General features: G+C 67.7%; 13 protein-coding genes. 6 read left to right on the plus strand and 7 right to left on the minus strand.

All coding sequences use genetic code 11. The features are described from left to right. Positions 1–68 precede the first annotated feature (68 nt). Genes OHB00_RS06300 through OHB00_RS06315 form a run of 4 tightly spaced genes read right to left on the minus strand, consistent with a single transcriptional unit; the run spans position 69 to position 4,196 of the window. Positions 69–833, minus strand: a complete 765-nt coding sequence (locus OHB00_RS06300) for a crotonase/enoyl-CoA hydratase family protein (RefSeq protein ID WP_406432087.1) — start codon at positions 831–833, stop codon at positions 69–71. Beyond that, positions 830–2,659, minus strand: a complete 1,830-nt coding sequence (locus tag OHB00_RS06305) for an AMP-dependent synthetase/ligase (protein WP_406432089.1) — start codon at positions 2,657–2,659, stop codon at positions 830–832. Before OHB00_RS06305 ends, OHB00_RS06300 begins: the two co-directional genes overlap by 4 nt. Further along, positions 2,656–3,810 (minus strand): alpha/beta fold hydrolase, encoded by a 1,155-nt coding sequence (locus OHB00_RS06310; protein WP_406432091.1) that lies wholly within the window; start codon positions 3,808–3,810, stop codon positions 2,656–2,658. Before OHB00_RS06310 ends, OHB00_RS06305 begins: the two co-directional genes overlap by 4 nt. Further along, positions 3,744–4,196, minus strand: coding sequence for a tautomerase family protein (locus OHB00_RS06315; RefSeq protein WP_406432093.1), 453 nt, complete (start codon positions 4,194–4,196; stop codon positions 3,744–3,746). The genes OHB00_RS06310 and OHB00_RS06315 overlap by 67 nt, the downstream gene beginning before the upstream one ends. Before the next feature lie 642 nt (positions 4,197–4,838). On the opposite strand from OHB00_RS06315, the gene hisD reads away from it, so the two are divergent. The 4 genes from hisD to OHB00_RS06335 all read left to right on the plus strand — a co-directional run bounded on the left by hisD (position 4,839) and on the right by OHB00_RS06335 (position 8,941). Continuing rightward, on the plus strand, positions 4,839–6,152 hold the full coding sequence (hisD, locus tag OHB00_RS06320) for a histidinol dehydrogenase (RefSeq protein WP_406432095.1): 1,314 nt from the start codon (positions 4,839–4,841) through the stop codon (positions 6,150–6,152). 58 nt (positions 6,153–6,210) lie between these two features. Next, the gene (locus OHB00_RS06325) at positions 6,211–7,191 is read left to right on the plus strand and encodes a helix-turn-helix domain-containing protein (RefSeq protein ID WP_406432097.1); all 981 of its coding nucleotides are present in this window, start codon (positions 6,211–6,213) and stop codon (positions 7,189–7,191) included. Positions 7,192–7,239: 48 nt separating this feature from the next. Continuing rightward, positions 7,240–7,914, plus strand: coding sequence for an SDR family NAD(P)-dependent oxidoreductase (locus OHB00_RS06330; RefSeq protein WP_406432099.1), 675 nt, complete (start codon positions 7,240–7,242; stop codon positions 7,912–7,914). Between the two features lie 136 nt (positions 7,915–8,050). Further along, positions 8,051–8,941, plus strand: coding sequence for an MBL fold metallo-hydrolase (locus OHB00_RS06335; RefSeq protein ID WP_406432101.1), 891 nt, complete (start codon positions 8,051–8,053; stop codon positions 8,939–8,941). A 78-nt stretch (positions 8,942–9,019) separates the two neighbouring features. On the opposite strand, the gene OHB00_RS06340 is transcribed toward OHB00_RS06335, so the two are convergent. The 3 genes from OHB00_RS06340 to OHB00_RS06350 all read right to left on the minus strand — a co-directional run bounded on the left by OHB00_RS06340 (position 9,020) and on the right by OHB00_RS06350 (position 12,379). Continuing rightward, on the minus strand, positions 9,020–9,961 hold the full coding sequence (locus tag OHB00_RS06340; RefSeq protein ID WP_406432103.1) for an alpha/beta fold hydrolase: 942 nt from the start codon (positions 9,959–9,961) through the stop codon (positions 9,020–9,022). Between the two features lie 159 nt (positions 9,962–10,120). Continuing rightward, the gene (locus tag OHB00_RS06345) at positions 10,121–10,927 is read right to left on the minus strand and encodes an alpha/beta fold hydrolase (protein WP_406432105.1); all 807 of its coding nucleotides are present in this window, start codon (positions 10,925–10,927) and stop codon (positions 10,121–10,123) included. Positions 10,928–11,173: 246 nt separating this feature from the next. Then, positions 11,174–12,379 carry an FAD/NAD(P)-binding oxidoreductase gene (locus OHB00_RS06350; RefSeq protein WP_406432107.1) on the minus strand — a complete coding sequence of 402 codons (1,206 nt, stop codon included), beginning with the start codon at positions 12,377–12,379 and terminating at the stop codon, positions 11,174–11,176. Positions 12,380–12,505: 126 nt separating this feature from the next. Here OHB00_RS06350 and OHB00_RS06355 point away from each other — a divergent pair, with 126 nt between their 5' ends. Both OHB00_RS06355 and OHB00_RS06360 read left to right on the plus strand, forming a co-directional pair. Next, a complete protein-coding gene (locus OHB00_RS06355; RefSeq protein ID WP_406432109.1) occupies positions 12,506–13,348 on the plus strand; it encodes a GntR family transcriptional regulator in 843 nt (280 codons plus the stop codon). Between the two features lie 94 nt (positions 13,349–13,442). Next, positions 13,443–14,804 carry a rhodanese-like domain-containing protein gene (locus OHB00_RS06360; protein ID WP_406432111.1) on the plus strand — a complete coding sequence of 454 codons (1,362 nt, stop codon included), beginning with the start codon at positions 13,443–13,445 and terminating at the stop codon, positions 14,802–14,804. The last annotated feature ends 45 nt before the right edge of the window (positions 14,805–14,849 follow it).

The following is a 14,849-nucleotide window of genomic DNA, read 5'->3' on the forward strand; positions in this document are numbered from 1 at the left end:
ACGCGCAGCGTGGGACCGGGCGGCTTATGTGTGGGCAGCCACGGTCGTGCCCTCACCTCGACGGTGGCTCAGCGGCCCGACCGCATGAACGAGGCGATGCTGGCCTGTCCGTCCTCGGAGTTGAAGCTGTCCCTGGCGAGACGCAGCATGTCCGCCTCGGCAGCGGCCTCGCCTTCGCGGATGCTGCGGCGGCTGTTGGTCAGCAGCATCCGGATCGCGGCCGGCGGGTGGCCGGCGATCCGGTCCGCCAGCTGCAGGGCTCGCGTCAGGTGGTCTCCGTCGTCGACGACCTCCTGCACCACGCCCAGGCGGTACGCCTCTTGTGCGTCGTACTCGTCGCAGGTCAGGAGCCAGCGCATGGCGTTGCCCCACCCGGCTCGTTGCGGCAGCCTCGTGGTCACGCCGCCGAACGGGAACAGGCCCAGCTGCGGCTCAAGTTGGGCGAACGTCGCCGACGCAGAGCAGACCACGATGTCCGCGGCCAGGATGAGCTCCACCCCCAACGTCAGGCACTTGCCGTGGACGGCCGCGATGAGCGGCTTCGACAGCCGGTCGCCCGACACCTGCCAAGGGTTCATGCCGCCGGAGGCCTGCAGCGAGTGGCCTGCCGACACCTCTGGCGCAACTTCCGGCAGGTTCATGCCTGCCGTGAAGTGCCGCCCGACACCGTGCAGGACGCCGACGCGGATCGAGTCGTCGGCCTCCAGCTCGGCGTAGGCCAGCGACAGCTCCCTGAAGGCATGCAGGTCGAGCGAGTTGGCCTTGTCCGGTCGGTTAATCCCTATCGTCATGATGTGACCGCGTCGTTCGATCACGATGTTCTCGTAGGTCATGCCGTGCCTCCGGGCGGTGCAGCCAGTGCTTTTCCGGCCGGCTGCGCGTAGAGGGAGTCGATCAGATCGGCGTGACGCGCAACGATCGCGCGTCGGCGCAGCTTGAGGGTCGGCGTCAGCTCACCTGAGTCGACGGACCACTGCTCGGCCAGCACCCGGAAGCTCTTGATCTGCTCGGGCCGCGACAGGCGCGCGTTCCCGGCATCGACGACCCGCTGGACCGCATCGATGACGTCGGGGTGCTCGATGAGCGTCGACACGGGCCCCTCGATGCCGCGCGCGCGGGCGAATGCCTGGAGTGCCGGTTCGTTGATCGTCAGCAGACCGACGATGTAGGGCCGGTTGTCGCCGATCGCGACGGCTTGGTTGACCAGGCCGTTGCCCGCCATCTTCTCCTCGATCGCCGTCGGGGAGATGTTCTTGCCCGAGGCGTTGACGATGATCTCCTTCTTGCGATCGGTCACGAACAACCGTCCTGCGGCGTCGAGGTACCCGATGTCGCCGGTGGCGAGCCAGTCACCCACGAAGAGCTGCGATTCGGCCCGGTCGACGTTGCGGTAGCCGGGGGTGTTGCCCGGGCCCCGCAGGAGGATCTCGCCGTCCTCGGCGATCAGGACCTCGTATCCGGGGATGGCGAACCCCGAACTCCCCCGTGTGCTGCCGCCGACCCGCTCCCACACGGCGACGCCCGTCGTCTCGGAGAGGCCGTACCCGTTGATGAGCTCGATGCCGAACGAAGCCCAGAAGTCACGCAGGTCATCCGACAGGGCCGCCGCACCAGACCCGGGGTTGATGGTCCAGTCGAGTCCGAGGTCACGACGTATCTCGCTCAACACTCCTTCGCGAGCCCGCATGGCCCGCACGCGTTCGTCGGCGGGCATGAGTCCGTCCTGCCGTCGCGTCCACGCGTCCATCAGGATCTCGCGGTCGGCGGCGACCTCGGCGGCCCGAGGCGCGTAGTCGGGGCCGGCCAGGAGCTGGTGCACGGTGTCGCGCAACTTCTCCCAGATGCGCGGCACACCCATGAAGAAGGTCGGGTGCTGACGCTTCATGCACGCCGCCAGTTGCGACTGGTCGGGGCACAGCAGCACGTTGCCGCCGTTGGCCAGGGGGAAGTACAGGCTCCACAGGCGTTCGGCGATGTGGGCGAGCGGCAGGTACGAGATCGTGCGGTAGCCGCCGAGGAAGAATCCCATCCGGTCGAAGGCGCCGATCTGCGCCAGCAGGTTCGCGTGGGTCAGGACCACGCCCTTGGGCATGCCCGTCGTCCCGGACGTGTAGACGTAGACCGCGGTGTCGGAACCGCCGCTGGCTGCGAGCCGTGCCGAGAGCTCGGCCTCGTTGACCGTCCGGCGCTCCGCACCGTAATGCAGCACCGCCGCCCACGAGACACGCGCGGCTTCAGCTCCTTCGAGGCACACGATGTGCGCGTCGACGTCGGCGGGCAGCGCCTGCTCGATACGGTCGGCGGCCGATGCGTCGACGGTGATGACCACCGTGGGCCGTGCGTCGCCCAGGATGTATGCGAGCTGTTCCTCGACCAGCGTCGGGTACAGGCTGACCGTGGCGGCGCCGCACAGCAGCGCAGCCAGGTCGGCGACGTAGTGGTCGGCAACGTTCGGGGCCAGGATGGCGACCGTGTCACCCGGCGCCACCCCGAGGTCGAGCAGGCCCGAGGCGGCGTCCCAGACCCGTTGGCGGTAGTCGGACCAGGTCAGGGTCTGCAGGCCCTGGGGGGACTCCCAGCTCAGGGCCGCATGGGTGGGCACTCTCTCAACCTGCCGCTCCATCAGGTGCAGGACGTGGGCGACTTCAGGCGCGCTCATTGCTTCGTCACCGTCCCGTTGTGGGGTCGGTGGGCAGGAGGAGGTTCTGGACGTTCTCCACGGTGGATCGGTGGCCCTTCCCGGTGGTCAGAGAGCTGCGGGTGAGGTGAGGCCGGCGACGACGGCCATCGGGCGTCGACCTCGTCGAAGAAGCCCCGCAGTAGTTCGGCGGTCATGGCAGGTTGCGAGATGTTGGGGGCGTGCCCGGCGTCGGGACGCTCGATCCGCACGTCGCTCAGGTAGGAGGCGATTTCGTCCTCCCAGCCCTTTTCGAACATCGGATCGAGGATGCCGGCCACCAGCAGGGTCGGCACCGTGCTGGCCGACAGGGCCGCCGGGTAGTCCGGCGCAGCAGGCGATGGCGCGGCAGCGGCTGGGCTGCGCAGCGTGCCCGCCATCATCGACTCCCACTGCCCTGGCCGCAGGCTGCTTTCGTAACGGGCCACGGCGTGTTCCTCGTCGCTCAGACCCGGGTCGATCACCCAGCCGTCGAGTCGTCTGGCGTCATCGAGGGTGAGATCGTACTGGCTGGTGTACTTGATGGCCTCGGCCGTGCGGAACGGGCCGCCTGTGCCCGAGATACTGGTGGCCGACCTCATGCGCCAGGCCGTTTCCGGGTGGATGGACATGCGCAGGACGATGCCGCCACCGAACGAGTTGCCGACGATGTGGGCGGACCGGACGTCCAGGGCGGCGAGGAACGAGGCGAGGTGCCGCAGGCGGGGCTCATAGGGGTCTTCGCCGAAGAAGACGGCTTTGTCCGTCCCGCCGAACCCGAGCATCTCCGGCATCAACACGTGGTGGGTGCTCGCGAGCGAGTCGGCCATACGGCCGAAGGTGTTGGGTGCGTCGCTGCCGAATCCACCTTCGTGGATCAGGACGACGGAGGTTGTCCTGGGACTGCCTGCCTCGAAATACCGCGTTCGCACGGGCCCGAGGATGATGTGATGCTCCGTGATCACGGGTGGAGCCTTTCGCGTCGAGCGGTGATTGCGGCGCCGGGATCGGCAGGGGTGGGCCGACGGCGTCCTCGGGGGTCCACCGAGTGACCGCGGGGACGCCGTCGGCGAAGCCGGGCCGGACGTCAGCCGGCAAACGGTACGATCGGGTCGACGTCGTAGTAGGGGACGGGCCGGTTCTCCTCCAGCCACATCTTCTCGGCGTCGGAAAAGCTCTCAGGTGGGATCAGGCCCTGCACCCGCCACAGGTCTCTCGGCGTCTCGTCGAAGTGGATCTCCCAGTCGAAGCCGCGTTCCTTGATGAACGGCGCGAGGAATGCCTCGGTGCCCGCCATGGCCTGGGCCCGGATCTCAGGTGTCGGCATCGCACGAGCGATCGTGTCGGTGGTGATGCGGATGAAGTTGGTGGTGCGCTTGCCGCCGATGTACATGTACTTCGTCTCGTGGAAGAAGACGTTGACGTAGAAGCGCGGGATGCCGACGAAGCGGTGATTGTCCTCAGTGATCACCCCGGCCAGGCTCTCCTTCTGCTCATCGGTGAAGGCGTTCTCAGGGTGGTAGATCTGCCAGAGAGGCATGATGGCTTCCTTTCGCTCGCACTCAGCGGGACAGCCACACGCTAGGGCGGGTGACGAGCGCCTCATATAACCAATCGGACCCAGGATCGGTACAGACGCGACATCCGCCGTTCATGCCGACCTGTGTTCCCGCACGATCAGCGTGGTCGGGAAGCGTCGGCGCCGTGGGGCCGAGGGATGCCGAGGGCCCAAAAGGCCGCGAAGTCGTCGACGCAGAAGATCGATTGACGGCCGATGCGACCTTCCATGCACTGGCCGCGTCGACGTTGCCATGCCGGACGAACAGGTCGGCGACGTCCATGGCATCCGCCAAGTCGCCACTCACGCCCCAATCGCACGACAGCTCTCTGAAGAAGGGGTCGCGCAGGTCTGCCACGGCCACGCCGATGTGTTCGTGCGTCTGGCCCTCACGGCCCGGGCATCCGCGTGGAGCGCACAGCTTCACTTCCCGCCCGCCGGAGCACGGCGTACCCGACCTCCCTCGTCTGCCGGGGAACCGGGCTCACAGCACGTGTACGACTTCAGAATCGCTGGCCCAGGAAAGAATTTTCAGCCTCTCGCCTCTAGTTTTGCTCGACAGCTTCGATGTATACGTATACAACGCCCATGGCATCGCCAGGCCCTACGTGCAGGAGAAAAGTCATGATCCGGTACCTGAAGTCGAAGACCCAGACCTCAAAGGACAGCGACACCGATCGCCTCCAAGGGGTACGGGCAACCGTGCTCGACGTCATCGCCGACGTCCGCGAGCGCGGCGACGCAGCTGTACGGATGTATTCCGAGAGGTTCGACAACTGGTCACCCGAGAGCTTCAAGCTCGACCAGGAGCAGATCGACAAGATCATCAGCAGCGTCCCCGAGCAGGTCATCGAGGACATCCGCGCCGTCCAGTCGCGGGTGCGAACCTTCGCCCAGCACCAGAAGGAGTCGCTGCGCGATTTCGAGATAGAGACCGAGCCGGGCGTGCTGCTCGGCCAGAAGAACATCCCGGTGGGGTCCTCCGGGGCGTACGTGCCCGGCGGTCGGTACCCGCTGACCGCGTCGGCGCACATGACCGTCGTCACGGCGAAGGTGGCCGGCGTCGAGCGCGTCACGGCCTGCACGCCGCCCATCCGCGGAGAGATCCCCGCAGCAACTGTGGCGGCGATGCACATGGCGGGCGCCGACGAGATCCTGATGCTCGGCGGCACCCAGGCCATCGCAGCAATGGCGATCGGCACCGAGACGATCAGCAAGGTCGACATGCTGGCGGGCCCCGGCAACGCCTACGTCGCCGAGGCCAAGCGGCAGCTGTTCGGCGAGGTGGGTATCGACCTGTTCGCCGGCCCCACCGAGACCATGGTCATCGCCGACGAGCACGCCGATCCGTTCATCGTGGCGGTCGACCTGCTCAGCCAGGCAGAGCATGGTCCCGACTCCCCCGCGGTGCTCATCACCACGTCGGAGGTCCTGGCTCGACGCGTCCTGGACCTGGTCGACGACATCCTCGCCGACATGCCGACCGCGGACTATGCGGCCCCCGCCTGGCGCGATCATGGTCAGGTCGTCCTGGTGGCAGACCTCGACAGCGCCTATGCCTTGGCCGACCGGTATGCGTCCGAGCACGTCCAGGTGCTGACCGAGGACCCGCGCGCCGCCCTCCGCGCGATGCGCAACTACGGTGCCCTGTTCCTGGGCGAAGGCACCTGTGTCTCCTACGGCGACAAGGTGATCGGCACCAACCACACCCTCCCCACGCGCGGCGCGGCCAACTACACCGGCGGACTGTGGGTCGGCAAGTACCTCAAGACCGTCACATACCAGGAGGTCACCGACCCGGCTGCCAGCGCCGCCCTCGGCGAGCTGTGCGGCCGCGCTGCTCGCGTGGAGTTCTTCGAAGGGCATGCACGATCGGGAGACGTGCGGGCACACAAGTACGCTGGAACACCCCTGCCATGGGCCCCCGCGAGCCTCTGACCCGCAGATTCCGGCGCAACGCGGCCGCCCATCCCTTCCAACCGGTCAGGAGCAGTCAATGACAGTCGTCGCCGATCACCCCTTCGACCTCGATCTCGACGACGCTTCGAGCGCCGACGAGGTCGTCCAGGCATGGCAGAGGGCCGAGAACGCCTTCGCCACCGTCGACGTTCGGCCCACGGGTCGGCACGGCCTCAGGGCCGCCGTGCGCACCCGGACGCTCGGCGACCTCGTCATCGCCGACTGGAGCACCCCTGACTTCGAGGGCGTCCGCACCCGTGAGATGGCCGACGCCGAGGCCGACTCGATCATCCTGCTCACCGTCTCCGAGGGGCGCCAGATCATCGAGACCTCCCACGACACGCTCGTCCTGCGCCCGGGTAGCCTCGCGCTCATCAACACCTGCCAGCCTGGCAGGATCGTGGCGCCGGCGACGCTCACAAAGCGGGCTATCCGCATTCCGCTGACGGCACTCACTCCGTTCGACACCGGACATGGGTCCCCGCATTCGGTCGTCTTCGAGGCCCGCGACAACGCCCTGTCCACCCTGCTCCACGAGTACACCGCCGGAATCGATCAGCACCTGGGTGGAATGTCACCGCTCGAGATCGAAACGGCGCGCAACGCTCTGCTGGTGCTGGTGACTGGCCTGCTGCGGTCGACCCAGCCGCCGCCCCTGGCTGAGACCAGTGTGCTCTCGTTCCTGCGCACACGCCTCGAGGCCACCGTCATCGAGCGCCTGCCACAGGGGGCCGTCAGCGTAAGCGAGCTGGCCGCGACCCACAACGTCGCGGTCCGTACGGTGCAACGGGCCTTCGCCGAGAGCGGTGAGACGGTGCGGTCGGTGGCGCGCAGGCATCGTCTCGCCGCCGCTCGATCCGATCTGGTCAACACGTCGTTGCCCATTGCACGGATCGCCCTTCGGTGGGGGTTCTGCGACGCCAGCCACTTCAGTCGACAGTTCCGGCGCGAGTTCTCGATGTCTCCGGGTGACTATCGCGACGCCTACGCGGTGACAGAACTCACCCGCGGCGCGTGAACCGCCCGACCTGAGCTCACCACGTATCCGCAAGAAGGAGGACACTTCATGGGCCGGATGAGCGGCAAACGTGTCGTGATCACGCAAGTCGGCGCTTTCATGGGACAGGACCTGAGGGAACTGTTCGACCGAGAGGGGGCCGACCTCGTCGCGGATGATCGTGACCTGACCGTGCCAGGCGCCGCCGAGTCACTCGTGGCAGAGGCCGGACAGGTCGACGTCCTGATCGCCAACCTCGCGGCGGAGCAGCCGCGTACCTCGGTGTTGGCGACCGACGACGACACCTTCCGCGCCATGTACGAGGCCATGGTGTTCCCGTTGCACCGCCTTGTGCGATCGGTTCTGCCACAGATGATCGAGCGACGCCGCGGCAAGATCGTCGTAGTCGGCAGTGCGTCGGCGCTCAAGGGCATGCCCAACTACTCCGCGTACGGCTCCGCCCGCGGGGCGCAGCTGGCGTACGTCCAGGACGTCGGCATCGAGGTGGCTGAGCACAACGTCCACGTCAATGCGATCGCCCAGACGTTCGTCGACAACCCGACCTACTTCCCCCCCAGCTACCAGTCCACGCAGGAGTTCAAGGACCGGATCAAGGGTGCTCCCCTGGGGCGACTCGCCCACGGCTGGGAGTCGGCAGCCCTTGCGTTGTTCCTCGCCGGGGACGAGAGCGACTTCTTCGTCGGCCAGACCTTTCCGTTCTCCGGCGGCTGGGTGACCCGGTGAGCCGTGTCCCGGCGCGCGCGTACCGCGGACCGGGCACCGTTGTTCTACAGGTGGTCACGGCGACGTTCCTACAGTGAGGGTTCGGCGCTGAGCAGATTCGGCCGCAGCCATTCACCCCGCAACCGGAGGTTTCACCGTGGTCTCCACCCCGCACTCGTCTGCTTCGGGCAACGTGCCCCTGAGGGCGACCGTATTCGTCGGCCACTGGCCGACCATCCCGGCCGAGGAGAGCGACGAGGTCCCGCCCGGCACGTTCTCACCGACGACCGCAACGCTGATCAGCGGCCCCACCGAGATCGTCCTGATCGACGCTCTGCACCTCAAGGCTGAGGTGCAGGAACTGGGTGATCTCATCGAGCGGACCGGTAAGCGCCTCACTACCATCTATCTCACCCACGACCACGCCGACCACTACCTCGGCATCGGCCCGCTCATGGAACGTTTTCCTGGCGCGAAGGCGGTCACGCTGCCGCACATCCTGGAATCGATGCGCAAGACCTGGGATGCCCAGACGGCGCAGTGGAAACTGTTCTTCGGCGACAGGACCGTGCCCCACGGGCCGATGCCCGAACCGTTGGAAGGCACGACCCTGTACGTCGACGGCTCTCCGATCAACGTCATCCCGGTCAAGCAGGCCGACATCCACCCCACGAGCATCGTCCACGTCCCGGCGATCGACGTCGTTGTCGCGGGCGACTCGATCTACAACGAGATCTTCCCCATGCTCGCGCTCTCGACGCCTGACGAGTGGAAGGACTGGCTCGACACGATCCAGGTAGTCGAGGACCTCGCGCCGCGCATGATCGTGGCTGGGCACCGTCGTCCCGACGGCGACGACCACGCCGTCACGGCCATGATCAGTCAGACCCGTTCGTTCATCCACGACTTCGCCGCCGCATCCGAGGTCGCCAAGGACACCGGTGATCTCTTCGGCATGATGAAGGCGAAGTACCCGCACCACGCCAACGACTGGAGTCTGCTGGTCTCGGCGCACGCGGCGATGCAGCGAAACGGCTCGGATTCATAGCCACCGACAACCTCTCCCACATCGAACGGCCGGCTCCGCGGGTGCGGAGCCGGCCGTTCGGATTCAGGACAGCATTCTTCAGGTGCGAGCGGGCGTCTGCAGGAACAGCTCGAGCAGTGCCAGCAGCGTCTCGGGAGCATCCTCAGTCGGGAAGTGGCCGGCGCTCGGGATCTCGACCACGGGTGCGTCGGGGTAGCTGAGCCTGAACGCCGGGATCACGTACTCGGGCAGCAGTGCGGTGTCCCGCATCCCGACCGCCAGCATCGCCGGCACGGCCCGCAGCGCAGCGACGGCTTCCATGGGCGGCGGACCGGACAAGGAGCCCTGCGGGCCCTCCACGATCTGCCGGGGGAACGCGATGACACCGCGGCACTCCGCCGGGGTCGGGAAGGGGCTGGAGTACGCGCGGATCCAGGTCGGCGAGGCGATCTCGGGTCGGGCAACATGCTGCAGGTCGATCATCAGGTGGGCGATGGTGCGACCCGCGTTTCCGAGGATCTGCTCAAACGAACCGTCCGAGAGCGCCGACCGGACCCACTGGAACCAACGGCTCTCGACGACGTTGGCCTTCATGAGATCGGTGATGCCGTCTGCGAGAGGCAGCACGGTGTTCGTAGCGAAGATCCGGGAGATCCGATCGGGGTGACGCAACGCGAACCCGGTGCCGATGGGGCCGCCCCAGTCACGGAGCACCAGGGTGATGTCCGTGATGTTGAGCGTGTCGACCAGCAACGACTCGAAATTGAGTATGTGTTCGCTCGCGTCGTAGGTACGGTCCTGCGGTGTCTCGCTCTTGCCGAAGCCCATGTGGTCGGGAACGATCACGCGGTGGTGCCGCGACAGCGGCCCGATCAGGTGGCGCCACTCGTAGCCCCACGTGGGTTCGCCATGCAGCATGACGATCGTCTGATCGGGCTGTTCGGGGCCCTCGTCGACATAATGCTGGCGGAAGCCGGCCGCCTCGTTGAAGCGGGCGGGATACGGCCATGTACCGTCGAACGTCTCGTCAGCAGCAATCACAGGAGCCCGTGCCTTCCGGTGGGTGGGTGGTTTCGACGGTAGCGGCGGATCCGTCGCCGACTGTAGGACGCCCGCGTCCACCACCTGGTACCGGCACGCCATCTCATGAGCGTCCGGGGTCTGAAGTGGTGGGTACACCACTGGAGTTCGGAACAGCTGTCAGGGCAGGTAGGAGCGGATCGCCGCGGCCATCTCGGCCGCCGCCTCGATCGGCGTGAAGTGGCCGACCTCGTCGAGTACCCGCACATCGGCGTTGGGCAGCAGTTCCCTGGCAGTGGGAGCGAACTCCGCCGGGAACAGCGGGTCCTTCGCGCCCCAGAGCACCGATGACGGCACCTCGACAGGGGGCGGCGTGGGTCCACCCTCCGCCAGGGCCAGCGCTCCGTAGAGCGTGGAGGTCCCCGACCGGTACCAGTTCAACGAGGTCGTGAACGCCCCAGTTCGCGAATAGTCCTCCACCAGTTGCTCGTGCACCAAGGCCTCCGGCCGCGCTCCCCAGTGCGACCAGAAGTGCTCCAGGTAGGTGCGCACCGCGGCGGGGTTACCGTCCATCAGCCGGGAGCTCAGCTCAAGCTGGTGGAAGTCCTGATACCAGTACTCGGAGCGGCGACGCAGATCCAGGGCGGCGGGCACCATTGCCGACGGGCCGAGCAGGTTGCCGGTGACCACGGCGCGGACCCGTTCGGGGGCCTGGCGGGCGAGCGCGACCGCGATCGTCACCCCGACATCGTAGCCGACCACCACCGCCGGCTCGAGCGACAATCCCTCCATGACCTCGATCAGCGCCGCGACCATGTGGTCCCGGTCGAAGTCGGAGGCCGGCCGGTCGGCGTCCTCAGCCGCGAACGACCTCCCGAACCCCGGCAGGTGCGGCACCACCACATCGGCCACGTCGGCCAGCAACGGCGTCAGCAGCCGGTAGTCCGACGCTCCGCCAGGCCACCCGTGCAGGCACAGCACAGGCACTCCGCTACCGCTCCGCTCCACCGCAAGCACTCACAACCTCCGATATACGTTTCCCGGCGTCCGACGACACTCTCGTCACCCGAACCCCTCATCACTCACCCAACGGCGCAGCGATCCGGCCTCCGAGGTCTTCGTCACGCTCAGGTACGACGGTCTGTCCACACTCCGCGCACCGGCCGCCCCCTTCGCCGCGGGTTGTCGACCGGGTACGGCTCATGACCGGACTGGGCGCCCACTAGGCGGATTTCAGGCACGAGCGCGAAGCATGAGGTTCCAGTAGAGGAACGGCAGTCCGTAACGCTTGAGATACCACATGTCCCGGCGCTCGCGCGTCGCGTCGATGAGGGGGAACGAGGGGCGGGGCTGCAAGGTGTAGTCGAACTCGGCCAGCAGCATCCTGTGTCGTGAGGTGGTGATCGGACAGGAGGAGTACCCGTCGTACGAAGCGGGCAGCGCATCGCTCTGCGCGAGGGCGGCGGCGACATTGCGGGCGACGACGGGAGCCTGTTTGCGGACCGCTGCTCCGGTCTTGGAGTTGGGTGACGATCCGGCGTCGCCGAGGGCGAAGATGTCGGGGTGACGCACGTGACGCAGGGTGTGCTTGTCGACCTCCACGTAGCCGGCCGGATCCGCCGGATCTGCCAGTGAAGTCGCCTTGAGCCAGTCGGGTGCCGACTGGGGCGGCACGACGTGCATCATGTCGAAGCGGATCCGGTCCTTGGTCTTGGACTCGTGGTCGACGACGACGGCGTCGCGGCCGTCCGGGTCCACCTCGACCAGTTCGCTGTTCCTGCGCACCTCGATGCCATAGCCGGCCGCGACCCGTTCGAGTTCCGCGGCAAAGACGGGAACCCCGAACATGCTCGGTGTGGGCAACACGAGGACCACGCGTATGTCCTTCAGGACGCCCTGCTCGCGCCAGTGGTCGGCGGCGAGATAGGCGATCTTCTGTGGTGCCCCGCCACACTTGATCGGACCCGAGGGCATGGTGAACACAGCCGTGCCCGAGCGCATCGACCGGATCAGGTCCCAGGTCTTGGGCGCCAGTTCGTAGGAATAGTTGCTGGAGGTCTGCGGTGCGGCGACGGCCTGCGCCATGCCGGGCACCGTGTCCCAGTCGAGCTGAATGCCGGGGCAGACGACGAGTTTGTCGTAGCCGATGTTCCTGCCGTCGGCAGTGCCGACCGTCCGCTCCTCGGGGTTCACGCTCTCCACTCGGCTGCGGATCCAGGCGACGCTTCTCGGGACGACGGACTGCTGGGAACGGACGCTTTCCGTGGCCTTGGCCCGCCCGCCGCCGACCAGGGTCCACAGAGGTTGGTAGTAGTGCGTGGTGGAGGGCTCGATGAGCCCGATGTCGCGGATGCCCAGGCGCTGCAGGCGGGCTGCGACGCTGACGCCTGCGGTTCCTCCGCCCACGATAACGACCTTGTGGTGAGCCTCCATGGTCATACCCGTGCTCCTTGGGGTTCGAAGGGCCGTGTCGACGGCAAATGCGGGCCCGTGCTTCCTCGCCTCGCTTGCCAAAGGAATGTACGTACATTAACTTTTAAAATGTACGTACACAAGGAGGGAAGCATGAACACGGACCACACTCCTCCGGACGGCCCGGGTGGGCGTTCCCGGGAGGGCCTGGGCGGGACTCCGCTCTGGCGTCATGTGCGTGACGACCTCCGGGCGCGGCTGGAACGAGGCGAGTTCGTCGACTCCTTCCCCGGCGAGAACGAGCTGGCGGCGCGGTACGAGGTGAGCCGGCACACCGTTCGCCAGGCGCTGCGCGAACTGCGCGAGGAAGGGCTGGTCACCGCGGCGCGAGGCCGACGGCCCCGACCGGTGGGCGAAGCGGTGATAGAGCAGCCGGTCGGCGCCATCTACAGCCTGTTCGCCTCCGTCGAGGCGTCCGGTCTCGAACAGCGAAGTGTCGTGCGCAATCTCGACGTTCGTGCCGACGCGCACGTAGCGGTGCGCCTCGGCATGGAGGAGTCGACGCCGCTGCTGTACCTGGAACGCATCCGCCTCGCCGACGGTGAACCCCTGGCCCATGACAAGGTATGGCTGCTGGCCTCGGACGCCCGGGCACTGCTCGACGTCGACTTCGGCCACACGGCGCTCTATGACGAACTCGCCGACCGCTGCGGCATTCGTCTCACCGGCGGAGAGGAGCGCATCAAAGCGGTCGTTCCCACCCCGGCCGAACAGAGACTGCTCGACCTCCCCGAGGGCGTGGCGGCGTTCTCCATCGAACGGACGGGGCGCGCGCTCGGCCGCACCGTCGAGTGGCGCACCACCCTCATCCGCAGCGACCGGTTCGGTCTCGTCGCCCAGTTCGACGCCCGCGCCGGCTATCGGCTCACCCCCACGGGGATGCCGTTCGCGGACCGCCCGGGCCGGCGCGTACGGCGGCTCGGACCGGTGCATTGAGGGGACTCTGCGGACTCTGTCCAGAAACAGCCGACTGTCAACGCTCACACCCCGGGCCCCATGGCCCCACGGGGTGCCAGAGGGAGTGTTCGCAATGTTCTTCGTCGACACGATCGAGGTCGCGGGGCTCGGCAACCGCAGCTACCTGGCGGGCGGTGAGCGTACGGCGGTGGCCATCGACCCGCCGCGCGACGCCGACCAGGTGCTGGAGGCCGCGGCGCGCCGTGGGGTACGGATCTCACATGTGGTCGAGACCCACATCCACAACGACTACGTCACCGGCGGCCTGGAACTGGCCCGCCTCACCGGCGCTGCCTATCTCGTGCCGGCCGGGGCCGCCGTCTCCTTCCGACGGATACCCGTGCACGACGGGGACAGCACGGTCATCGACGCCGATCTCACGCTGCAGGCACTGGCGACGCCCGGTCACACCCCGCACCACACCGCGTACGTCCTTCAGGAGCACGGGGTGGAGGTCGCGGTGTTCACCGGAGGTTCGCTGTTGATCGGCACGGTCGGCCGCCCCGACCTGGTCGAGCCGCGCCTGACCGAGAGCCTGGCCCGCGCCCAGCACGCCTCCGCGCGCCGTCTCGCCGCGGAACTGCCCGACGCCACCGCCGTGTTGCCCACGCACGGATTCGGCAGCTTCTGCTCCGTCGGCCAGGCCGGGGGGAACGAGACCACCATCGGGAAGGAGAAGGCGTCGAACGACGCCCTCACCCAGGACGTCGACACCTTCATCGGCCATCTGCTCACGGGGCTCGACGACATCCCCGCGTACTACACGCACATGGGTCCCGCCAACTCCGCCGGACCCGCTCCGGTCGACCTCACCCCACCTGCGATGGCCGACCCCGGACAGATCGCCGCGCGACTGGCCGCCGGGGAGTGGGTGGTCGACCTGCGCAACCGGATCGCATTCGCTGAAGGGCATGTCACCGGCACCTGCAACTTCGAAGCCGACGGGCAACTCGCCACCTACCTGGCCTGGTTGATCCCCTGGGGTAAACCGGTGACACTGCTCGCCGAGTCGGCCGGGCAACTGGCTCGCGCACAGCGTGAGCTGGTGCGGGTCGGCATCGACCGTCCGGCCGCCGCTGCCACCGGTGGGCCGTCTGCCTGGACGGCCGAGGGCGAAGCCCTGGCCACCTTCCCCCGCGCCACCTTCGCGGACCTCGCCGGACGGCACTGGGCAAAGGACGTGGTCGTGCTGGACGTCCGGCGTGCCTCCGAGCGGGCCGCCGGGTGGATCGAGGGCTCGGTCCACGTGCCGCTGCACACCCTGCACCGGCGCCTGGGCGAAGTGCCGCCCGGTGAGGTGTGGGTGCACTGCGTGAGTGGCATGCGCGCCGCCATCGCCGCCTCACTGCTCGACGCGGCAGGCCGCGACGTCGTCGCGGTGGACGACTCCCTCACCGCTGCAGACCAGGCCGGACTCCCCCTCCGTACCGCCTGAGCCCTACCGGACCGGATCAACCCACCACCACGCAGAAGGCGAGGA

The organism is Streptomyces sp. NBC_00631 (genome assembly GCF_045206895.1).
Taxonomy (GTDB): Bacteria; Actinomycetota; Actinomycetes; order Streptomycetales; family Streptomycetaceae; genus Streptomyces.